Source organism: Sphingobacterium nematocida, assembly GCF_900168125.1.
Taxonomy (GTDB): Bacteria; Bacteroidota; Bacteroidia; order Sphingobacteriales; family Sphingobacteriaceae; genus Sphingobacterium; species Sphingobacterium nematocida.
In genome coordinates this window covers 68597-91964 of sequence record NZ_FUZF01000005.1, presented here as the reverse complement: position 1 = coordinate 91964, position 23368 = coordinate 68597, and the positions used below count along the sequence as shown (strand labels likewise).

Genomic DNA, 23368 nt, shown 5'->3' with positions numbered 1-23368 from the left:
TTGTATAGAATAAGAACCAGATGAATATTTTACAAAGCACACTTTTATTAGCCCTGGTGCCACTAGCACTGAGTAACTGTAACCAAAAAAAAGTTAAAGAAAACAATACAACAACTACGGAACAGTCCCAATCCGACACTCGGCTTGTGGCTGGTAACTATGTTACGGCGGATTATGACAAACGTAGTGAAGGTTATGATTGGGTTGGGGTAATGGTACAAAATCGTAACGACAGTACGGTAGTCATTCAAGTACGATCTAGGGCTGACAGAAAAAAACCAACCTGCACCTTGGACACAGAAGCTAACAAGGTAAAAGATGGAGTGTACCAGGCATCTTTGCAAGGAAAAAAAGTCATATTTACATTCAATGATAGCACATTAACCATCAATCCTGAAGCCCCACAAGACGAGGCTATCCTTCATTTTTACTGTTCTGGCGGTGCCAGTATAGCAGGCAACTACAAAAAGATAATGACGCCTCTGGATTCGACTCAATTGGAGAAATTGCCTAATAATTAGCTTTTTCTAGAATTGAATTGCCTGAAGACGGAGCCCACTTAAGCTGGCCTTTTCACGGTTTCCTTCAATAAGAGACACCGAAAGATCATATTTCCCTGGCTTAGTAAAATAGATCCAGCCAATGGGGTGCCATGCATAAATAGCAGAAGAGTTTTGTTGATTCTGCACAGGCATCCCATCTGATTGGTTTATTCGCCACACTAGCTTACCTTCACCACTGTATTCCAGCTCTGTTTGATAATACCCTGGTACCAAAACGTCTACTGTCCAACGTGCTTCTGCTTCATCTTTCCAATCACTGACTTGAGTCACATGTTTCCATTCCCCAAACTTCTCCATCCACCCCTTACGTGATTTTTTAGCGTGAGACACGGTCGCAAATTCAGCAGCAAATGTATTTCGCATCTGTGGATCTACAGCTAGTATAGGATCCACTTTGGGGGCATCTGTCAATTCCAGTTCGATGACCGACACTAATGGATCTGTAGCCGCATTTGGCACACTAAACACTGTCCAATTATCTACTTTCTGGGATTTTAATAATATATGTTTATCTCCCGCAATAAGTTTTGCTGAACGAATGCTTGCCTGTAGGCCAGGCAGATACAACTTACCATTGGTTGGCCAATCATAAACAGACAACAATAGTTTTTTTCCTTTTTTAGTCACATCGCCCCATGCTAAAGCATGTTGCCATGGTGAAGCTTCCGCTTTATAAATCACTTCTTCATGCTGTTTCAGCCATTTACCGGCCGAACGTAGTGCCCTTTGTGCTTGATCTGGAGTATTTCCACGACCATCCAATCCGATATTTAACATATACGTTCCGCCTCGAGCAACAGTTGATATCAAGCGTTGGAGCACTTCCTTTGGACTTTTCCAATTATTATCATACCACGCATAGCCCCAAGCATCGTTCGTTACGTCTACGGTCTCCCATAGCCCCGATGTATTTCTCAAAGGAATTTCCATATCACCCAATGTATTATAATCTCCTAGACCATGCCCGGCCCTCCCGGAGACAAAAGCATTAGGTTGATTTTTACGAACCACAGCGACCAATTCTTCAATATATTCCTTTTTCATATTGCCTGGTGTATCGAACCACACCAACTCTATAGGTCCATAGTTACTTGTAATCTCCTCTACTTGAGGGAGACATTTATTCCTAAAATAACTCTCAAATGAATTCGTCTCCAATATACCACTCTGTTGAAAAGTAGTTCCGTAAGGGCTCGTCCAATCCTGATTATGAGAATAATAAAACCCAAATCCTAGTCCTCCAGCTGCACATGCTTCCGCCAACTCTTTCATGGGATCTCTTTTAAAAGGTGTTCCAGCCACAATATTAAAATCGTTCACCTTAGAATCATACATCGCAAAACCATCATGATGCTTGGAAGTAATGATAATATACTTCATTCCAGCATCCTTAGCCAATTGCACAATTGCTTTAGCATCAAAATCAACAGGATTAAAATCTTTAGCAATGGTGACATATTGTTTTGTACTAAGACCAGCCATATTTTCATCCATCATCCACTCCCCTATACCATAGTAGGTTTTACCATCCCATTTATTGGCCAATTGTGAATACAGTCCCCAATGTATAAACAGAGCATACTTACCTTCCCTAAAACGCTTTCCTTTTTCTTTACCTGGATCCGTTAAGTCTGTTTTATCTTGCCCACGACCCCATAACTCATCCATTTGTTGTCCTATGGCCTGTTGTCCTAAGACAAAAAACATCATCGTAGCCATGCTTATAGCCTGCTTTTTAAAACGTAGTATTTTCATCAGTCTATAATTATTCGTGTATTTAATTATTTTCTCGATGGAACTCATGAATGCTTCGCATTTATTTCATGATCCGTCAGTTGACGGATCGGTTTATCTTCGATTCGTGATGAAGCTATCTGATTTATTCATCGAGTGTATGTTTTAAGCGGCATTCATGAACTCACTTCGCTCGTGGATTCATCCCCCTGTGTGACTAAATAAGTCATGATGGTTTCATAATTTATTTCGTTTATTACCCAATCACAAATCTCTTCCAATTCAAAACTCCTCAATTATTTCCAACCTTCTATAAATAATCTTACCGAACTGCTATCCAATCTTACCCTAGCTCTATTTTATCCCTTTCTAAAATTATTGTTACGCGGTACAGCCGTCCACATAAAGACCTAACTTTGCTTAACAAAAATGACCAAAATAAATCACACATATTTTAAAACAGAATCATGAAAAAAAGTAAGTTAGTTTTAAACCTTCTAGCAATAGGCTTGTGTTTAGGCACCGTAGAGTCACACGCACAGACTACAAAAAAATGGGAAGGTTTTAGTGACCAACAGGAAATCACTAACAATTTCGAAGTAAAGACAGAAGAATTACTCAAGAGCAGTAAGTTTATCACTACTGAACAAGCCGCTAAAGATTTAGTAGCTGTAGAAGGAAAAAAAATCGATATGTCTTTGGTAAAGCCCCGTAAAAAGGTACTTGATGCTGCTGAGATTGCAGCTTTAATCCAGCCCTCATTTGTGGCATTTGCTACTGCTTACGACTGTGGTAACTGCCATCGTACGCATCTTAATACGGCTTCTGGCTATATTATCAGCGAAGACGGCCTTATTGCAACGAATCACCATGTTATCGAAGGGTTCATTGAAAGCAAAAACGGTAAAAACCTAGCTATGTCCATCCAGACCAACGATGGAGATGTATTTTTGGTGAGCGAGATTATTTCCTCCTTTAAAGACGCCGATTTAGCTATCGTTAAGGTGGATACCAAAGGAAAAAAGCTAACTCCATTACCGTTAGGTAATACAGCCCAGGTCGGAGACAATGTATTCGTAATGAGCAATCCAGCTCCTATGATTAATTATTTCAGTACTGGAAAAGTAGCTCGAAATTACCTCTCACCCATCTCTAAGACGAATAAACTTCCACAAACAGATATCACCGCAGACTATGCTGCAGGATCTAGTGGCGCTCCTATTGTAGACCAATATGGCAACCTTATCAGTACAGTGTCTTCTACACGTTCTATCTATTATGATATGAAGGAACAAAAGAATCTACAAATGGTCGTCAAAAACACTAAACCAGTGGTATTACTCAAAGAGCTCATCAAAAACATTTAATTCATTCCGAATCTATAAGCTGAAGGGTTACTCTTAATAAAGAGTAACCCTTCTTTTTTTGACAAACAATAACTGATAAAATTTGTTAGATTGTAGACAGAAATGAAAAATCCATTTAATAGAACGATCAGTTTACTGGGAATATTCAGGCAACTAAGACCCTTTGTACGCCCGAATCGACGCATGATATTTTGGACGTTAGTCCTCACACTGATAGGATCACTAATGGCACAGGTCAACCCTATTGTACTTAAATATACGGTAGATGAGGTGTCTAAATTAATACAATTGCCCAACCCTATGCAAACGGGTATCCATGTGCTCGCTCTAATATCCGTAATACTACTCTCTAAAGAAATCATTAATATATTTATCAATTTTGGACAGAAGTACTACGGCGAGCGAATACGAATCAATGTAAGTTCCGAACTCGCTCAGACCGTAATAGATAAAATATTAACTTATCGTGTTTCCTTTTATACAGACGGAAATCATGAATCGGGCAAACTACAAACGCGAATAGATCGAGGGATCGAAAGCTTAACCCGATTGGTTCAAAACTTTTTTATTGATATTCTTCCTTTATTCTCCAGTGCGCTCCTAGCGTTGGTTGTAATGTACATTCAAAACGTATATGTAGGACTAGTATCGACAATCGTCGTCCCGATCTACTTTTACGTCAGCTCGTTACAGGCTCGAAAATTAAGCGGCGTGCGCCGACAACTCCGCAACCAACGGGAACAGAAGACATCCGGCCTCTTAAATCTCGTCAATTCTATATTGGTCATAAAAAGCTTTGTTCGGGAAAAATTCGAGGGCAAGAAGCAATATGACCTGCAAATGCAGCTTATGGAGAGCCAGTTGTACACCCGTAAAATCAACTTCCTTTATGATGGTCTCAAGACGTTTATTGAACAATTCGGTGTAGTGGCGATTATTCTGTTGACGGTATTTTTGGTACTAGATCAGCAGATGACCATAGGTGCTATCATGCTACATATTATGCTATTTAATAATGTGTCAGCTCCGATCCGTCAGCTGCACCGCATCTACGATGATATGAATGATGCTATGATCTATGCCGAGGGATATTTTGATATTCTAGATGCTGATACGGAAGTCGAACCCAATGGAACTCTGAGTCCATCTAGTGTCAAAGGAACTTTCGAACTTCGTCATGTTGATTTCAGCTATCCCAACAGTGTAAATACTTTGGTCGATATTAACATGAAAATCGAACATGGAAAGACCACTGCCTTTGTGGGACTGAGTGGGGCTGGCAAATCTACCATCATCAATTTACTGTGTAAATTCTACCTACCCCAACAGGGCCAAATCCTGTTGGATGGCACTGATCTTAATGACTACGACAATAGTGTGCTACGCGATAAAATTGGAATCGTACTCCAGCGTAACCACATTTTCAAGGGTAGTATAGAAGATAACATTCGATACGGACAGATAGAAGCTACATTAGAAGAAGTACAGGACGCCGCACGAAAGGCTTATCTACATGAGCAGATTATGGAGCTACCCGACCATTATCGGCACGATGCGACCTTACTCTCCGGTGGACAACAGCAACGTATTGCGATAGCACGTTTATTTCTAAAAAACCCACCTATTATCTTCTTGGACGAACCCACCGCTAGTCTTGACGCCATCGCAACGGAACAGATAAAAAATTCCTTGGATGCTATCCAAAAAGACAGAACAGTAGTCATCATCTCCCACTCCCTGTCTCAGATATTGGATGCAGACTACATATATGTCTTAAAAAAGGGGCAAGTCGTCGAGTCGGGTACACATGATTCCTTAATGGAAACCCGAGGCACATACCGCGAGATATTTGACGCCTCTGCCCGTAGCCTCAATCTCGATAAGCTCGTGCAGACTTACCGAGAGGATAAGTAACTATGGATTATAAAAAGAGAGAAATCACAGACTATGCTTCTTTATAAATGCATCGTATTCCTTTTCGTCTCTACACAGATTATCATACCAATTCTTTTTTAATATAAGCGTGGTAATAGTCAAAACTAATACACTCGTCAATAAAGGAAAACCTTCTTTAACGACGATATAGATTTATTTAACATGCTACCCGATCGGTATTGTATTAGAATTTTGAATAACCTATAGATGGGATCAGAAGCTTCCTTCAAGACAGGTTACTAGCAGAAAAGTCATATAGAGGTTAATATCTTTTTCTTTAAAGATCATCCGAAGGGTAGAGAGTGCTTTTGATCGCGCAAAATAGACGTTGCCAGACGTTGTACCTAGCACGTCACAGATTTCTTTCGTATCCATTCCTTCTAGGTAAGACATACGAAAGACATCGGCCTGTTGTTTGGGCAGCTTTTCTAGTTCTTCAGCAATCTGCATAATCAGTTCTACATAAATAATCTGCCCCAACATATCACCATCCTTTCCTTGGATACTGGTCCAGTCGGTGTGTGATAGGGAGACCTTCTTCTGATATGCAGAGCCCATATGATCGTAGCAGGCATTACGGGTCACTAAAAACAAAAAGGACTTTATGCATTCATAACTTGTCATTTTTTCTCTCCGCTGCCAAAGTTTGCAAAACGACTCGGATACGATCTCTTCAGAGACTTCTTTATTCTTTGTAATCTTGTAGGCAAAAAAATGTAACGGTTCCCCAAGTTGCCCAATAAAATACTGTAAGCCTAATTCATGCCCAAGACATAAAATTTCAACATATTTTAGGTCGTCTTTCACGTTTTAGAGGTTTAAATAGTTTTGTTAGCATAACTAAGTTAAGCAATTTAAATCAAAAGCCGCATCAAATAAAATGTTAAATAAAACTACAGCAGCTAATTAAATAGTTCGATGCTAAATTAAATAAAACCCACTAAAAACGCCCCTATGAACCAATTCCATAATCATTATATAACATGCCCCTAACACAAGGAGCATGTTATGTCCAGTCTGGCAACAGTGTTTATTTCAACATTCCTTTTTCCCAGACCAACCTTTCTCCCCAAAAAGGCAAAATGGTATTTTCACAGTTTACATTAGGAAGATGCTTTAATGTCTGTGTAATAGAGGCTTGACCTTTCGGATAAGGCTTATGTCTCATCTCGATCAAGTGCGATAAGAGCGCATAATTGGTTTGAATCTGCCCTTCTCCCCTGCCTAAGATATCATTCTCTCTCGCTGCTCCCCACCGCAGTACGACGAGGTCTACCGGCCCTTGCACTTCTTTGAATCGCTGTGGATCGAATCCAGAATCTCCACAATGGAGCATCGAGAAGTTGCCTGTATCCTCCCCACAATCAATACGAACGACAGCTACAAAATTTGGAAGATCGGGACTTCGCAGATGGTCTGAGATATCAGTACGTAATGTAAAGTTACCAATCTTATAACCTGTTGCAGTCGTTGAGAAATAAGGAGCATTGCCTACATCGAAGTTAGTGACTACAGGCTTCCCCAACTGTTTCATTGCTGCTATCAACTTCACATTGGCATGATCACCATGATTGTGCGTGATATATAAAAAGTCCAGATAAGGGGCTAGCTGCTCAGCTAAGCGATGATCTACATCTATGCCAAAACATCCCGAAGGGGTCTTGATTACAAAGCCCATATTATACAGCATCCAGATCGATGCTGTTCCCTTTTTGACCTTTGTCGCTTTTACTTCTTGCAATACCTTCTCAAACGCCGACCTATAGGCATAGAGAATAGGTTCTTTATGTTCGAGCTCCTCAGCCTCTTCATCAGACTTCTTCAGGTATTCTTTGAATGGGATATCTGAATAGGGATCGGAGTAGGTCTCTATAGTCTTCAATAGCGACAGCCTCTCCTCATTTAATACAAGCGGACTTGTTTTATTCAACTTCTGAATGGTCTCCACCCCTACATTCGTGTAGCTTTTCTGGTCTTTTTCAAAAGAGCGTTTTTGGGCAATAGAAACATGTCCAAAAGCGAATAATAAGAATGATAATACGTATTTAACCATAGTGCAAGATTTATTTCATTTGACCATTTTTCCAAATCATTTTTTCTCCCCAGAAAGGAATTATCGTATTATCACATTTAACATCTGGCAGGTGTTTTAATGTCTGCGTTATTGAGGCCTGACCTTTTGGATAGGGTTCATGTCTCAACTCTATTAAATGGGATAATATAGCATATTTAGGTGCTACTTGTCCACTTCCGCTACCTAAAATATCGTTTTCACGTGGCGCCCCCCATCGAAGTATGGCGAGATCTAAAGGTCCTTCCACATTTTTAAACTCTGTAGGTCTGAAACCAGAATCGCCACAGTGCAACATCGAAAAATTACCTGCATTAGCTCCACACTCAATCCGGAAGACTGTCACAAAAGCCGGTAGAGCGGGATCACGTAAATGATCCGTGATATCTGTTCGAATTTTAACATCTCCAATAGTATAGCTTTTCGGCACCTTCGACATATACTTCGTATCTTTAGTATAAAAGTTAGATAGCACTGGCTTACTTTTCTTATTCATCGCATCCATTAACTTTGTATGCGCATGATCTACGTGATTATGTGTCACACATAAAAAATCAAGGTAAGGTTCCAGCTCTTCAGCCCAGCGATGATCCACATCTACACCGAATGTCGTAGAAGGCGTTTTGACGATATACCCCATATTATATAGTAACCAGACCGCAACGGCTCCGTTCTCAACTGGGGTACTCTTTACTTCTGCCAGTACCTTATCAAAAGCATTGCGATAAGCATACAATATCGGTGTGGCATGCTCCATATCGATCGAACCATCATCTGAATTTTTCAAGTATTGGCTGAATAAGGCAGGAGGAAAACTATCAGAGAACGATTCAAATTTGTTCAACAGCGTCAATCGTTCTGCATTTAACAAAAAAGGAGATGTTTTACGAAAAGCCTCCATTGTCGCTATCCCCTCATTGGTGGGAATCTTTGTCTCTAAAAAATTAGTAACGTCTAGGGTATCAATATCGGTCTGATTAATAAGAAATCTTGTCTTTGTACGTACTATCCCTCCTCTTTTTGCATCGACTAGCGGATAGATTTTGTCCGTTACAAAAATTTCTTTGGTGAAAGTACCATCATTCTTTTCATAGCTGATAATATTACCTACCGCCCCGACTCGTTCTTCGAAAGTCACTTTATCTACTCTAGGGGAGACTTTCGCCGGTGCGTTTACTAACGCTGAAACATATTTTGTTCCATAAATATTAGTACTTACAGTTGCTAACAATGATTTATTTCCAAAACTATCCACATTGCGTGCATCGATTTGTAAGGCTCCTTCAATTGAAGGAAAGTCGACCAGCATATAATAGCACCTCATATCTTTATCATAATTGGATGCTACATAGTCTACACGTACCGAATCTCTGCTTTCCCCCGATTTATTCCAACTTAAGATACAATACGCTCGATTTACATCCTCTGTTGGGAATAGGTTGACCCTAACCCTGTAATATCCAGACTGGGTAGCCATCTCCTTGATTTTTCCGGCATAAACAATAGGTCCATCTTTTATATGTTGATTCAACAAATCGTTGGCATCATCACAGCCTACTAATAACATGTGGAAGAGTACCACTGTTATTATGTATTTAATTTTGTTCATAGCTTCTATTTTATAAATAAAGACAATGTTTAAAATAACTTCAAAATTTCGCCAAACATCTGAAACTCATTAATCGTATAAAATGCTTCGTTCTGGTTATAGCTTTCCATCAACTGTAATCTCATATAACGGAACGGTTCAGTTGGCTTTGCAGCTGGATTTACGTTATCCTCATTGATCAGATATTCCTGATTCAAATTGAACCAATCTAATTCTTCTTGTGTTAGTGCAGCCAGGTTGACGGGTTTTCTACCCACATATTCACCGATCAAGGTCCAAGTTTCGGGAAATTTAGCCCATCGCTGACTATTACTGTCATTGGTCCCCCAAATTCGGAAACGTTTTGGACTAGATCTTGCGTAAGTGTAAGATATATGTACCCTAGGTGATATTTTCACCCTATTCAATCGGGCCTCCATATTCAGATCAAATGTTGCGTATACATCATGTATAATCTCCCGCTTAGAGGGATCAGTGTTTGACAGATTTTTCACAAATTTATACCCATAATATTCGTTTCCAGAGGGTACTCCGTTAAACATAGTTTGCGGTGCATTTCCAGCTGCATGGGCATTACCATCGTTTTGGATACCAGTAGCAGGATTAACTCCATAAATACCATAATCCCGACTACCATTAAACAATGTTGGGTTAAAGAATGAAATAGCCTTCACAGATTTCCAATCTATGGTCTCTTCCTTATAAGGCACCAATTTACTAACTAACGTATCTGATCTATTCCCCCATTTATCAGACACCGTAAATCCAAACTTTTGCTCAACCGACGGGTATTGACGGACAAAGGCAAACGTATTAATCGAATCTCTATTGTATATGGTTTTTGTTGGATCTTCGACAAGAGAAATAACGCCTAATTGTAATATATCTTCGGTCAATACATGAATAGCCAAGGGGTTTGCATTACTATTTTCCCAGTCTAACCTGACTCCTCCAAACGCTGGCTGTACACTAATCGTTTGAAATGCCAATTCAAGCGGAGACAGCAACGGAGCAGCGTTGACCATCGTAACCTCAGATCGATTGCCACTGACATCTATGCAAACTAATTCCACCGCCTTTACGTCAGTACCTGTAAATCCCTCAATTAGAATAGAGGAACTGTATCTTGACACTTTAAATTCCATTTTTTCGCCCCTTTTGTTTTTATAGGACGCGACTACCTGATCAATATTGGGATTGCCCGGCGGCAGACTAAAGTGAATTTCCAAAGCTCCTGACTTTGAGACAACTTCCTTTACCGTAACCTTATCAGGAGGGTTAGAACTCACCACGACCTGTTCTACCCCCAAATAGGTATCACTACAAGCTAAAAGCAGGACGATACAAACAGCTGATACGATAAAACTCCTTAATACTTTTTTCATTTCTTTCATTTTTATGAATTAACAGACATGTCAAACGAATTACCAGCCTGGATTTTGAACGAGACTTTTATTTTGCAACAATGTATTGGTACGAATAGGCATTAGGTAATCTTTCATTGAAAACCGAGGTTGCAACAAGACACGGACATTATAAAAATCACTCTTATTTTCTCCGTCTTTATTCCATCCTAATATCGGTTGGTTAAATAACTGCTCAGCCATTAACCACCTTCTGACATCGTAGTAAAAATGTCCCTCAAAAGCCAATTCATTGAAACGTTCGCGACGGATAATATCCCGCAGTCCATTGAGCGTACTGGGTTTAGATTTAAATCTAGGCGAAGCATACTTGTTCCAACTATCCACCACACCTTCCATTCCTGATCTTGCACGGATAACGTCCAAATAATACGCAGCGTTGTGTCCTTGCGAATCAGTCATGGTAGGCCCACCGACCTCATTCAGACTCTCCGCCAATAAAAGGTACATATCCGCCAATCGAATGATCGGAAAAGAATAATCCTCACGTATCAATGTTATACGCGTTTCTGTATACGTCGTTTTTAGGTGACTTAGCTTCTTCGCTAGATAACCTGAAAAAGGGTAGCCTCCATAAGCCTCCGAATGTTTAAAACCACTTCCAAAATGACGCATCATATTTGGAAATGAAGCTTCTGCCAAAGGTTTTTCCCGTCCCTCCCATATACCTCCGTCAAAACCCACAGATGCATAGAAACGTAATGATCTATTGAAGTGTAAAATAGCTGTTTCCTGTCCCGCCTTTATAAAGTACTTTGCATGTTCTGCGTCTGGGAGCTGTGTATTGTATCTACTTTGATACCAGCCTTCGTCTTCCCATTCGAGATCCTCTTCGATAGGAACACCATTTGACGAATAGAACATTTCGACTACATTCAACGTAGGGCTATGACGTTGACCAATGTCCGAACCTGCAGAACCTGCTAGATTGAAGTATTCATCATTACTCAGCATGGTAGCCCATCGCTGCAATACCGTAGTACTCTCATTTACAGCCCATATTACTTCTGGATTCCAAGATTGCGTAACCGCCTGACGAAGACTAACCATAGCCTTTGTCGTATCATTAATATTTGTACTATTGATTCCTCTTATGGCATTATTACCTCCATCTGTAGTTATCAGTATCTTAGCACCATCTGCTTCGGCAGCGCGTACCGCCACGTCACATGCGGCAGCAGCTCGCTCCCAACGCGTCTTACTATCGCCCGAAGGAAATAGTTCTATCCCCCTTTTATCCTTAAAGCCGCTATAATTATTGTTATTATTAAAAAGAGGGCTAGCTGCCAACACCAATGCTTTGGCCTTTACACTCAATGCAATTGTCTTTGTAAATCTCCCATACTCACTCACCACATCTAGATCACTCATGTTTGGCAACTGTTCAATAGCTTCATCCAAGGTACCTACAATATAATCTACGACCTTGTCAACAGGTTCTCGGTAGATGGCCAATTCATCACCTTTGGCCGAGATAGGCATCACCTCGTCCACAATGGGGATAGGTCCATAAAGTTGAAATAGATAAAAATGCAAATAGGCCTTTATTGCTTTTACCTCTGCAATCCATTTTTCCCTAGTCATGTCATCTAGGTCACGAGGTCCTCCATTTTCTACCCTGATATGTTCCAAAAACACATTACAGTGTCGGATACCTTGCCATATATTCCGACTTGCTCCGTTACGTCCATCCCAAAAATTGACATAGGGATCAGCGACATTGTTACCTTTTAAAAATGCCATCTGCGCAGCAGGTGGACCAGCGGAAAAACCTCCCCCTGTGTTTTTCTCCGAGTAAATAATATCTCCACCACCGGAGATACCAAGTGTATTAGTCGGATTTACCACATTGGGCATACTGTTGTAACAAGTAAACAAGTATTTTTCAGCGTTGTATTTGTCCTTAAAAGCATCTTCCAAGACTGGCTTGTCATCGGGCAAAATATCTAAAAACTTATTGCAGCCCGAAAGAGATATGATCAGGACTAATGCATATAAATAAGGTATATTTTTCAATGTATACATCTTTTTTGTTTAAAAATTGATCTGAACACCTAGGTTAAATACTCTTTGCAAAGGATAGGCTAGCCCGTTCCCCCGCATTTCAGGATCCCACAGTTTGAAATCAGAAAGCGTCAACAAATTCGTACCACTAGCATATATTCTAGGAGACACTCCCTTTATATCCTTAATCTTATATCCCATTTCTACGGATTTAAGGCGTAAGTAGCTTGCTGAACGCATCCAATAGTTACTTTTTACGAAATTATTGTTGTTTCCCATAGCAGCTCCGCTTCCATCAGGTGATAGACGAGGCCATTTGGCGTAAAGATCCCTATCGGTTTCTGTCCAAAGACTTTCTGGAATGAAACCCAACATGGCCCGATTTCCCTTAAGACCGGTCTTCTTGTTATTATCCGTCCATCTACCATTTTCCAGTTCTCCCTCAAAGACCTCAACAAATGGTGCCATCGCTCTCGCATCGAGGAAAAAGGAGTAACGAGATTCACCTTGCAAAAATGCAGAGATATCGAAACTTTTATATCCGAAAGAGAGTCCTAGACCATATTGTATCTCTGGATTCGTTGGATAGCCCATCGGTACGATATCAAAAGAATTAATGATACCATCTCCATTAATATCTCGATATTTAATATCCCCTGCTTGATAATCACCACCTGAGCTATGTACCTGTTGTACGGGCGAATTACGTACCTCATCATCATCGATAAATAAACGCTCTGCTACATACCCTCTAGATTGACCGACCTTCTGTCCAATAACAGATCGCCATGGCGCCACTTCGGAGTAATCCAATTCATCATAGACAGTTATCTTGGAAGCTCCATAAGTAAAGTTTCCACGTAAAATATACCACATGCCATTGTAAAATGACTTGTTGTAATTTAGCGTCAAATCAACTCCTTTTCCGGTAGCCTCACCATAATTAGTTCGAATATCACCCGCAACTCCCATTACAGAAGGAATATCTTGACGTATTTGTACAATATTAGTGCGATTTTCATGATATACCTCTGCTATTAGTGACAGATCATTATTCAAAAACCCAAGTTCTACAGCCAAGTTCGTTTTGTAGGATACCTCCCAAGTGATATGTGGGTTAGCATAACGCAACGTTTGGATAGTAGGACGACTAAATGATTCATATGGATTGTTGCCGAATCGACCTGCTGAGGGTCCATTAAGATTAATATTTGACGTAAAGAAGAATCTGTCCTCATCATCCACGATAATGTCATTCCCCACTAAGCCATACGTACCGCGAATTTTAAATTTAGGAACGATGTTCTGTAATGGTTCCCAAAACTTTTCATCAGACACTTGCCAACCAACACCAAAGGAAGGAAAAAAGCCCCAACGAAACCTCGGATCGAAACGTTCAGATCCATTGATACCAAAATTGAATTCCGCAAAATACTTCTGCGATAAGCCATAGGTAAAGCGGCCTGCAAGCGCTACATTTCGAGAAGGGAGCGAACTATCCAAATTTTTTGGACTGCCATCCATGCTTTCTTTAACCGATCCAACGACAAGACCACCTACATCATGCTTCTCATCAAATTTCCTATTATATAACAAAGCTCCTTCTGCGTAATAACGTGCCTGTACGAATTTATTACCTGCAGTATAATCGATAAAATCAGAACCATCTTCTGGATTTAATGGCGCTAACTCGTAAGCAAATTCAGGATTATTCGGATCATGAGTACCTTTGATATACTGGTAATAGAATGGCTTATAGCTTCGTTGGATATTAAAGCCAGAATAACGTGTCAGACTCCCAATAAATCGTGCTTTTAATCCCTGGGTTAACGCATTCAGATCCTGATGCAGTTCTAATTGCGTCAACAGCGTACTATTTCGCACGTCCTCATATCCCTTCATTATATCCGAATAGGGATTCATATATTGGGGAGATCCCTCACCATATTCATTGTCCGAATAATTACCAAAAAGGATTCTGTCGACATACTGTGTAGCGCGATCAGGCGCATAATAAGCTGGAAAAAGAACAGGATTTGCTAGTAATGCTTTCGTATATGTATTAGCACCGCCACTTCCTGATTCGCCAATAGGACCTGAATAATCGTCAAAATTAGCATTCAACCTCACTTTAGCTTCTAGCGTCTTAGTAAGATTTAGGTTGACATTTGATCGGATTGTATATTTCTTCAAATCAATATTCGTATTGAAAGGATTTGCATTGTCGACCTTTAATATCCCCTTATCTTGTGAATACGAGCCCGCGAGGTAATAGGTTGCGGCATTGCCTCCACCTGTTAGGTTGATGTTAGCACGTTGATTAATGGAATAGTCGCGAGTCAGCATGTCCTTCCAATCTACAGCGGGGTACACATGCGGGTTACGATTCGGATCTTTTGTAAGATTAATTTTGCCCTGCGCATATGTCAATTCATTATGGCGAGTCAGACTTGCTATATTAGAATATTCCATAAATGAAACAGGATCTACCACATCTACCTTAGTCGTGGGTGAAGAAACCGACGTTTCATAACGGAAAGAAGTTTTCACTTTTCCCTTTTGCCCCTCCTTGGTCGTTACCAAGACTACCCCGTTGGCACCGCGTGCACCATACAGCGCCGTGGCCGAAGCATCCTTCAAAATCGAAAAACTCGCAATATCGTCTGGATTGAGCCGTGCTAGATCCCGTGATGTCATCTCGATATTATCTATTAATATCAAAGGTGAGGTCAGTCCGCTCCCAAAAGAAGTCACACTGCGCACAAAAAACTGTGCATCCTCTTCTCCCGGAGCCCCCGTAGATTGATAAGCCACTAAACCAGCCATACGACCAGCCAGTGCAGTAGTCAGGTTACTGGAGGGCGAACGTAAATCCTTCACATTGACGGTGGTGATGGAAGATACCACACTCTCTTTGGCCTGTCTACCAAAGGCCACGACAACGGTCTCCTCCAATTCCTTATTATCCTTGGCAAGTCTAATATTGATCAGCTTAGAAGCGCTAACCTTCACCCGTTGTGGGATATAACCTACCATCGAAAAAATCAATGAATCGCCTTCATTGACCATCAACTCGTAGACCCCATCGACAGCCGTATTCGTGCCGATTGTCTTCCCTTTGATCAGTACGCTCGCACCCGATATTGGGGAGTCATCTATAGCATCAGTCACTTTACCTGTAATACGATGCTCCTGTATCAAGGGCAATTCTCTGACTATATCTTGTGTGGAATTGTTTACTGTTTTAGTCGCTATTACTTTGTGTGCCTGAGGTTTAATAACGATGGTGTTGCTTTCTAATTGCCAGGCTGCCGATTTGCCCTGCAGCAGCTTTTCCATCGCTCTTTCGATTTGCATACCTTGGATATTTGCATTGACTTTGGTCTGTGCCAAGTCTTTACTCTTTATAAAAAACTCATATCCAGTCTGCTGTTGGATACTTTTCATGGCCTGCACCAGCGACATCCCATTTGCTTTCAAGGTGATATTCTGCGCAAGCCCATCAGCCCATACTGCTGTAATATTTAGCAAAATAAGTACAACTATCAATTTCATAATCAAGAGCACAGGGTTAACAGAAGGCCTATGTAGCCCTTCAGGTTTTGTTTTAAAAATCATACATTTGTACGGTTTAGATCATATTGTAATTTGTTAAAATGAGAAATCTTCTCTTTGCCTAGAGATAATAATTACGATAGACAGCCAAAACAATCCCGGGTAGTGTTAGCGCACTGCCCGATTTTTTGTCTATCTTCTTTCTTTCCATTGGTTTATTCCATAATAGTGTTCGTTGGTTTTTAGTTGAAGATTAATAATTTATTCCTTTCTCCTGCACGTTCGAGTCTAAATTTAATACCGCTACTTTCTAGAATATTAAGCACCTCTTTTAGACTTTTACTGCGATTGATACTTGCATATAGATGTATAGGCTTTACGGTATGGTCGATACTGAAATCAAAATCGTACCAACGGCTCAATATTTTAAGTGCCTCGCGTAGTTCTATTTCCTCAAAAACAAACTGATTATCTTTCCAAGCGATGTAAGGGCCTACATCCACTTTTCTTTTACTTAGGCCCTGCTTGCTGCTTACGGCCTGTTCTCCTGGGATCAATGGCAAAATTTTATCGGCTACATGTAAAGATACAGCGCCCTCTACCAAGGTGGTACGGGTATCTCCTTGATCATCGGCATACGCCTTCAGATTAAACTGTGTACCTAGCACTTCAACTTGCTGAAGAGCCGTTTTGACCATAAATGGAGTTTTCTTTCCATTTTTTGCAATGGTAGAAACATCAAAAAAAGCCTCTCCCTCCAGCTCCACCACTCGGCTATCTCCATTAAAGCGAGAAGGGTATATTAACTTTGAATCTGCATTCAACCAAACTTTGGTGCCATCCGAGAGTGTGATTTGGTATTGTCCTCCTTTTGGAGTCGCAATTGTCGCGTACGCGACCTCCGCGTTATCCATTGCCTGGATCAACGTACCATCTTCATATTGCAATTGATCGCCTAATACAACGCCGTGCTGGTCTTGACTCAACTCGATGACACGTCCATCCGAGAGTGTAATAGAAGCCCTATTAGTACCAGGCGCCAGATCTTCAATTATAGCAGTGTGTGATTTTTTAAGCTCCAACTTATAATACATAAGAGCACTTAATGATAGCACGCAAACTGCTGCCACATAAGGTAGAAGTCTGCGAAATAAAGTTACTTTAGGTCGTTGATGGATTTTTGAAAGTGTATTCTCCAATAGCCGATTCTGCCTGTCCGTCTTCTCCTGCGACATAGAAAGGCTCAAGTACATGGCCGTATCTTCCAATAGCGTATGATCATCTTCTACGATCAACAACAAGCTGCCAATGGAAGGATATTTTTTTGCCAATTCGTTAAGCTCGCTCAACTCTTCGGGGGTAATAACACCTTCAATTTTCTTCTTGATTAACCGGGCAATTTCTGAAGTATCATACATATTCTTTCACCTTAATACCAACAATACGAAGTGAAAAGAAGAATCTTAGTAAAAAAGTGAAATAAAATCAGAACAACCGTCTAAAACATATCAAACCTTCCACTAACTGACTATCAACCCAATTATTAGTATCCTTATAATAGCCAAAACACTTAATCATGCGTATTTCTTCATAATCATACACTGTGGCTTGATTACGATCAATTCAGGCTCGGGCATTATAAAATTTCTGTTGTTATCCAAGGCGAGCTGTATAGTTTGCCCTCTTAACAATAGGGCCTGATCGCTGTTGCAAAATAGGCTAATTCACACATCATAGAACACTTCCAATACCCCGCAAACCATATGTTTATACTCCAGACCGGTACGGGTACGCTATACTTCCATATGGCTACACCGCAAAACCTTACGTCTCAACAGTAACTCTATAAGGCTCCAGCGCAGACCTCTATAGATTTACCACACTTTCATATGGATAAACCACAAATACTTACAACAAAATGGGAAACACTTAGGGATCTTAAGCGAAATCCTACAGCTATACCGCACTTCTTTATGGGTAGGTGAAAAAACCTTACGTCTAAACCATAGACCCATAAGTTTTAAGTGCAAACCGCTATAGGTATATCACACTTGCATATGGGTAAGCGGTAAAACCTTATGCCTAAATCGCAACTTCATAAGGCTAGGTGCCAAACCCTATAGATATACCACACACTTCTATATAGATGTACCACAAACCCATACAACAAAAAGTGAAACACATAAGGATTCTGTACGAAACCCTATGGTTAATTTGAATTTTCAATTGGGTAGCTCACGATCTTCAATTAATAGCACTTCCCTACTTATCGGAATAGTACCAGATACATCTCATTTTCGGAGGTCATTTTTCACTAGCCGCTTACTCCTGTTAACCAAACGATTGTCAGATGTCGACAGCACATTGAGGGGCGACGAAATCGCATTTAAGCATCTCAAAAGAGACTAGATATCTCTACTACACAACTGAAGGTAAGTACATGCCCACTTACAACGACTTAAACTAATCCTTTTTGCCAACGTTTGGCTGATTGTCCTTACGTGCATAACTTGCGCTGAAGACCATAGCAAGACCTGTCGCGATAAAGATCACAACAAAAACAGAAATGATCACTTTTGCCAGAGCAGTGTAATCTATCTGTACCCAGTGCCAGATGTAATTCAGACCGACAAATCCCAACACCAGAAGGGAGATGACGAATAGAAAAGTTATGATATGTTTCATGGCTTACAATCTATTTAAATATTCTTTTTTCTTCTGTTCGAATTCCTCCTGCGTGATAATATTTTCATCGAGCAAGAGTTTGAGTTTGCGCAATTGTTCCATAGGGTCTACGCCCGTCGTAGGTTGCGTCACTTCATCTATCGAGTTGCTAAATACTTTTCCAAGACTCATCCCGGCTCCTAGGCCTACGCCAGCTCCTGCAAGACCGCCCTCGTTTTTCGCAGCATCGCGTAAGGCGCGTAGTTTTTCCAGTTCGACGTAGGTAAGTCCACCCTCGGATGCCGCGTGGCTATCTGCTGTAATATCCGCAATCTTGCCAATGCGATTTTGGGTATCCTCATCAAAGGAATTGCCTTCGATCCGAAAATCACTCAATGCGACCCCGAAGATATCGAAATCTGCCATAAGCCGGTCTCTCATTACGCCAGACAGACGGTTGATCTCGCTGTCAATCTGGGTATAAGGAAGTTTCTCTTCTGCAAAGCAGGAGGTCAACACCTGTAGGATGCGGGATTGTACGGCCTCGCGAAAAGACTCCACACTATAGGTATGCTGTGTACCAACATAATCTGAAAAGAACTTCGCCGCATCACTAAGACGGTACGAAAAATTGCCGTATGCGGAAAGCTGAATCGGGATTTTGTAGTACGTATCAAAATACTTGATAGCCGATGCTGTACCCCAGCCCTGATTCAGGACTTCGGCCTTACGGTAGTAGTAAAGTCCCATTTTATGCTCACTTTCGAACAGCTGTGCAACTTTAAGAAGGGAGGTGATAAATGGGTGATTGTCTGTACGGATATTGTATACCCCCTCTTGATCTATAACGTCTGTAATCTTGCCTTCGTATACGAGGACACATCCCTGTCCGGGCGAAATAATTAATTTACTGGCATTTTTTATTTCATCCGTTGCTGCTGGATATTTCCACACCAATAACTTGGGGTCCTGTGGCTGCCATTCTATAACCGTAGCTATTTGTTTCTTGAAAAAATTAAATAGTCCCATGTTTTATTTTTTAAATATTTCGTCTTTGTCCAGATTTTTTAACACTGTACCATCATTGGCAATAACCACTAAACGGTTGGAACTGCCGGTCCCTGCTCTATCGTAATAAGAAAAAACAAGTCCACCATCATAGCCGTACATATCGTAGTCGAAGGAGTAATTATCACTCTGCGGGGTAAATGTCCAAACGATTTTACCATTTTCCGTATTGATCTTTTGGATATATGGATTGCCTTCTGGATTGGCATTCGGCAGTCCTGTTATATAAAGATTCGCACTATCCTGATAGGCTACCTTAGCCTCAAAATAAAGGCGATCGGGCGTAAGGTCAATAAATTTGGCAATACGTGGTTCTTTGAACAACTTCTTCGTAAAGGGGAATGAGCCGTAGTAGATGCCTGATTTTTTTGGATATTGATAGACCTTTTCCCATATCACTTGATGGCTGTACGGTAACATAATCGGATAACCGGGGTTGTTTTTATACCAGTACTTGACCAGTTGTACTTTCTCCTCTGGATAGTCTCTACTTTTTTCGGAAAACGTATAATAGATGGATGAACTAGCCCCCGATAATAAACTGGATAGACCGGTACCAGCCTCACGTCTTTCGGAATGATCTTTATAGATCTTGCGGACAAGCGGATAATAGTAATATTCTTTGCCATCATTGGTCATGATATTAAAACCATCACCTTCTTTATCCTGAGTAAATTTTAAGGTAGCGATACCCGAAGAAAACTCGGGCACGTCCGCAAAAAAAGTAGATGTCATATCAATCAATTCATTTTTGGCGGGATCTATTTTATATACTTTATTACTCTTATCGGCACAGATATAATAACCCTCATCACTGAACACACGACTGCGCAGGTAGAAATCATCTTTCCAACCCGGAAGCGCAATATCACTGACAGTCTTCTCCTTTAAAGGATCATAAAACCGGGCGATATATTCAGCCCCTTCCCTACCGTAACCATCCTTGCTCCGATTGATAATGAAGAGCACCGTCGGATTTTTAGTATTGTAAGCGGTAAAAGCCAAATAATCTTTCACACGTTCGACATATTCTTTTTCCTTAGGCGAATTGTCCAAATAGGTAACACTCGGAGATTGTCCGTTGCGGCTCCCACATGTTCTGAGCACACTCGAAAAAACAATAAAAAACAAAACGCCGGCGACAACTAGGAATATAGTTTTTTTGGTTTTAGGATCAAGACCATTGGATTTGCCATCTCCATATTGATGTTTTATATTGACATTGATATCGTCATTATCCAAAAAATATTCGGTACCACAATGATTACAGAGGTAATGATCTTCTTTTATAGTTTGTTTCTTTACACTCCCACAATGTGGACATTTTAATGCCTTAATTTGTTTTGCCATGCTCTCTACAACAGATTATAAGATTAAAAGTATAAAAAAAAATCAATTCATACTTTATGGTATACCTCATTAAACGGAACGCGAAAGCGTTCGCCCCAGATTCCCTCATTTCCTTTACGGATACCGCAAGAGATAATCATATTTACTTCTGCACCGTAGGGCAATTTCAGTATCTTTTTTACCCGCCGATGGTCAAAACCTTCTAAGGGACAGGTATCGTAACCTTCATTGGCCATAGCTATCATAAACGTCTGTGCGGCCAATGCACAAGTCTTATGTACAACGGTACGCACATCACACTCGGACGTCTGTCGCACCATGGGCCGAAACAGTCCAACAGTACTGACCAATAGCTTGCGGAATAGCCCGATAATTCCGAAAAAACGCGTGTAAAGGATAGGCATCAACCAGCCGTAATACAGCTCCCGGTCGCGGATACGGCTTTTCTGTCTATCCAAAGGACTATTACGTTCGATATTGCCCTTTTCAAATTCCAGTACAGCTTTTGCCCGTCGACGGTGCAAATCCTGTCGCGTCACAAATATCACAAGCTCGGAAGCTGTACCTACAGCAGACTGTCCTAGACTCGCATGGGTAAGCTGCTGCAACAACTCGGGACTGCACACGTGATAAAACTCCCAAAGCTGCATATTAGAACTGTTGGGAGCCAATGTAGCCATCTGGACACAGTGCTTGACCCGTTCGCTATCCATCGCTTTCTCAGGATCGTAGACCCTAACAGAACGTCGGTAATTCAATACTTCTTCTAAATTCATCCTTATATTTAGTTAATACAACCCCACAATCGGTTCTCGGAGTTATTTAAGAGTTACTCCTGGCACAGATTTCAACAGGTAATAATACGCTACGGTAGAATGATGCAGCATAATCTGTGTTTTGTCCTTACTATAATCAAACTTATCAAAATAGCCACTATCCGGATACAAGACAACCTGTCTACCAGTACGGACGTATTCATTGCTATGGGCAAATTCGGGAATGACAAAATCGGGATAATATTTTTTAATCTGCTTGCCTGTAAACTGTCCTAAATATTTCTGATAGCGATCTACTGCTTTCTGAGATGGCCGGGTAATTTTTTTATACAGCGAATTGAAAAACATCCGTTTGAAGAAACTTTGCTTTTTTAGTGTTGCCTCTAGGGCTGGAACGGGATTGACATCAGGCAGATCGGCTATGGTCTGTACTGTGAAAGGAGACTGGGGTACCCAATCTTCGGTATTGACCACATGTTGCGACCAGCCATCGCCAAAGGCATGTTCGTAATCATAAGCAAAATAAAGGTTCCCAGGTTTGGGACTAGCACTGGTATAGACCTTGATACGCATATCCGCGGGCAACCTACCCGTCTTTTGCAACTGGAGCAGGTATGCACTCATAATGTAGGTGATGCCACCGCCTTGGCTATGACCAGAAAGAACATAATCCCGGATACCTGCTTGATAACAGGAGTCAATCTTAGGCAATATATCGCGCAACAGGAAAGCCGAGCTGAAAACATAACCTGCGTGTACAGCGGCCTCCGGATGCTCTGCCAACGTATAGCTAAATTCAAAATCCTTCTCGATCTTCAATACACCTTTAGCAGGAATCTGGGCAGCAAATAAATTGGCCAACCAGCTCTCCCCTTCACGAGTAGAGCCTCTGGTACAGATCACAGCCACTTTTTCATCCATCAACCACAGCTGCCAATGGTTGACCAGTCCGATCTCTTCACTTTTATAAAGGAGGTGCGAACGCGTTGGGACAGGGACAAATTTTGCTATCTGCGGACTTTCGGAAAACCGCGCATTGATAGACAATATCTCAGCAAATTCGGCTTTATCAAATCCCGGCCGCAACACCTGTGCTACCCCGCTCCTATGTAGTAATAAGGCAAAAAAGCAAACCAAAATGGTCTTTATAAAAGCTAATGATGTGAACTTGATCATGTGACGTCTGATAATAAGGGGCAATTTATGACTTTTAGATTAGAATATTTCGCATAACTTAGAGATACACTA

At 40.9% G+C, this 23368-nt stretch carries 16 protein-coding genes; 3 read left to right on the top strand and 13 right to left on the bottom strand.

The genetic code is table 11. The features are described 5' to 3' along the window. Window positions 1-20: 20 nt before the first annotated feature. Entirely contained in the window at window positions 21-521 is a 501-nt protein-coding gene (locus B5X76_RS08135; protein WP_079642613.1) for a hypothetical protein, read from the top strand. A 6-nt stretch (window positions 522-527) separates the two neighbouring features. Here the strand turns inward: B5X76_RS08135 and B5X76_RS08130 are convergent, their stop codons facing one another. Next, window positions 528-2318, bottom strand: coding sequence for an alpha-L-fucosidase (locus B5X76_RS08130; protein ID WP_217699633.1), 1791 nt, complete (start codon window positions 2316-2318; stop codon window positions 528-530). A gap of 446 nt (window positions 2319-2764) precedes the next feature. Between B5X76_RS08130 and B5X76_RS08125 the strand changes: the two genes are divergently transcribed. Next, entirely contained in the window at window positions 2765-3664 is a 900-nt protein-coding gene (locus B5X76_RS08125; RefSeq protein ID WP_079642611.1) for a S1 family peptidase, read from the top strand. Between the two features lie 102 nt (window positions 3665-3766). Further along, window positions 3767-5578, top strand: a complete 1812-nt coding sequence (locus B5X76_RS08120; RefSeq protein WP_245801004.1) for an ABC transporter ATP-binding protein — start codon at window positions 3767-3769, stop codon at window positions 5576-5578. A gap of 234 nt (window positions 5579-5812) precedes the next feature. Here B5X76_RS08120 and B5X76_RS08115 read toward each other — a convergent pair whose 3' ends face one another. The 12 genes from B5X76_RS08115 to B5X76_RS08060 all read right to left on the bottom strand — a co-directional run bounded on the left by B5X76_RS08115 (window position 5813) and on the right by B5X76_RS08060 (window position 23296). Beyond that, window positions 5813-6406 (bottom strand): RNA polymerase sigma factor, encoded by a 594-nt coding sequence (locus B5X76_RS08115; protein ID WP_079642609.1) that lies wholly within the window; start codon window positions 6404-6406, stop codon window positions 5813-5815. A gap of 223 nt (window positions 6407-6629) precedes the next feature. Further along, the gene (locus tag B5X76_RS08110) at window positions 6630-7652 is read right to left on the bottom strand and encodes an MBL fold metallo-hydrolase (RefSeq protein WP_079642608.1); all 1023 of its coding nucleotides are present in this window, start codon (window positions 7650-7652) and stop codon (window positions 6630-6632) included. 10 nt (window positions 7653-7662) lie between these two features. Next, window positions 7663-9279 carry a DUF4998 domain-containing protein gene (locus B5X76_RS08105; RefSeq protein ID WP_079642607.1) on the bottom strand — a complete coding sequence of 539 codons (1617 nt, stop codon included), beginning with the start codon at window positions 9277-9279 and terminating at the stop codon, window positions 7663-7665. A gap of 29 nt (window positions 9280-9308) precedes the next feature. Next, window positions 9309-10664, bottom strand: a complete 1356-nt coding sequence (locus tag B5X76_RS08100; protein ID WP_176141017.1) for a DUF5126 domain-containing protein — start codon at window positions 10662-10664, stop codon at window positions 9309-9311. A gap of 39 nt (window positions 10665-10703) precedes the next feature. Further along, window positions 10704-12728 (bottom strand): RagB/SusD family nutrient uptake outer membrane protein, encoded by a 2025-nt coding sequence (locus B5X76_RS08095; protein WP_079642605.1) that lies wholly within the window; start codon window positions 12726-12728, stop codon window positions 10704-10706. A 9-nt stretch (window positions 12729-12737) separates the two neighbouring features. Further along, the gene (locus B5X76_RS08090; protein WP_176141016.1) at window positions 12738-16262 is read right to left on the bottom strand and encodes a SusC/RagA family TonB-linked outer membrane protein; all 3525 of its coding nucleotides are present in this window, start codon (window positions 16260-16262) and stop codon (window positions 12738-12740) included. A gap of 242 nt (window positions 16263-16504) precedes the next feature. Then, window positions 16505-17680: a FecR family protein gene (locus B5X76_RS08085; protein ID WP_079642604.1), complete on the bottom strand. Its 1176-nt coding sequence runs from the start codon at window positions 17678-17680 to the stop codon at window positions 16505-16507. Window positions 17681-18725: 1045 nt separating this feature from the next. Further along, a complete protein-coding gene (locus tag B5X76_RS08080) occupies window positions 18726-18947 on the bottom strand; it encodes a hypothetical protein (RefSeq protein ID WP_079642603.1) in 222 nt (73 codons plus the stop codon). A 3-nt stretch (window positions 18948-18950) separates the two neighbouring features. Then, entirely contained in the window at window positions 18951-19955 is a 1005-nt protein-coding gene (locus B5X76_RS08075) for an SPFH domain-containing protein (protein ID WP_079642602.1), read from the bottom strand. Between the two features lie 3 nt (window positions 19956-19958). Further along, a complete protein-coding gene (locus B5X76_RS08070; RefSeq protein ID WP_079642601.1) occupies window positions 19959-21344 on the bottom strand; it encodes a hypothetical protein in 1386 nt (461 codons plus the stop codon). A 47-nt stretch (window positions 21345-21391) separates the two neighbouring features. Beyond that, window positions 21392-22120, bottom strand: coding sequence for a nitroreductase family protein (locus B5X76_RS08065; protein WP_079642600.1), 729 nt, complete (start codon window positions 22118-22120; stop codon window positions 21392-21394). A gap of 42 nt (window positions 22121-22162) precedes the next feature. Beyond that, window positions 22163-23296, bottom strand: coding sequence for a lipase family protein (locus B5X76_RS08060; protein ID WP_079642599.1), 1134 nt, complete (start codon window positions 23294-23296; stop codon window positions 22163-22165). Between the last annotated feature and the right edge of the window lie 72 nt (window positions 23297-23368).

Coding starts and splice junctions, on each gene's coding strand:
- B5X76_RS08135 (WP_079642613.1), top strand. CDS start 21: ATGAATATTTTACAAAGCACACTTTTATTAGCCCTGGTGCCACTAGCA.
- B5X76_RS08130 (WP_217699633.1), bottom strand. CDS start 2,318: ATGAAAATACTACGTTTTAAAAAGCAGGCTATAAGCATGGCTACGATG.
- B5X76_RS08125 (WP_079642611.1), top strand. CDS start 2,765: ATGAAAAAAAGTAAGTTAGTTTTAAACCTTCTAGCAATAGGCTTGTGT.
- B5X76_RS08120 (WP_245801004.1), top strand. CDS start 3,767: ATGAAAAATCCATTTAATAGAACGATCAGTTTACTGGGAATATTCAGG.
- B5X76_RS08110 (WP_079642608.1), bottom strand. CDS start 7,652: ATGGTTAAATACGTATTATCATTCTTATTATTCGCTTTTGGACATGTT.
- B5X76_RS08105 (WP_079642607.1), bottom strand. CDS start 9,279: ATGAACAAAATTAAATACATAATAACAGTGGTACTCTTCCACATGTTA.
- B5X76_RS08100 (WP_176141017.1), bottom strand. CDS start 10,664: ATGAAAAAAGTATTAAGGAGTTTTATCGTATCAGCTGTTTGTATCGTC.
- B5X76_RS08095 (WP_079642605.1), bottom strand. CDS start 12,728: ATGTATACATTGAAAAATATACCTTATTTATATGCATTAGTCCTGATC.
- B5X76_RS08090 (WP_176141016.1), bottom strand. CDS start 16,262: ATGAAATTGATAGTTGTACTTATTTTGCTAAATATTACAGCAGTATGG.
- B5X76_RS08085 (WP_079642604.1), bottom strand. CDS start 17,680: ATGTATGATACTTCAGAAATTGCCCGGTTAATCAAGAAGAAAATTGAA.
- B5X76_RS08080 (WP_079642603.1), bottom strand. CDS start 18,947: ATGAAACATATCATAACTTTTCTATTCGTCATCTCCCTTCTGGTGTTG.
- B5X76_RS08075 (WP_079642602.1), bottom strand. CDS start 19,955: ATGGGACTATTTAATTTTTTCAAGAAACAAATAGCTACGGTTATAGAA.
- B5X76_RS08070 (WP_079642601.1), bottom strand. CDS start 21,344: ATGGCAAAACAAATTAAGGCATTAAAATGTCCACATTGTGGGAGTGTA.
- B5X76_RS08065 (WP_079642600.1), bottom strand. CDS start 22,120: ATGAATTTAGAAGAAGTATTGAATTACCGACGTTCTGTTAGGGTCTAC.
- B5X76_RS08060 (WP_079642599.1), bottom strand. CDS start 23,296: ATGATCAAGTTCACATCATTAGCTTTTATAAAGACCATTTTGGTTTGC.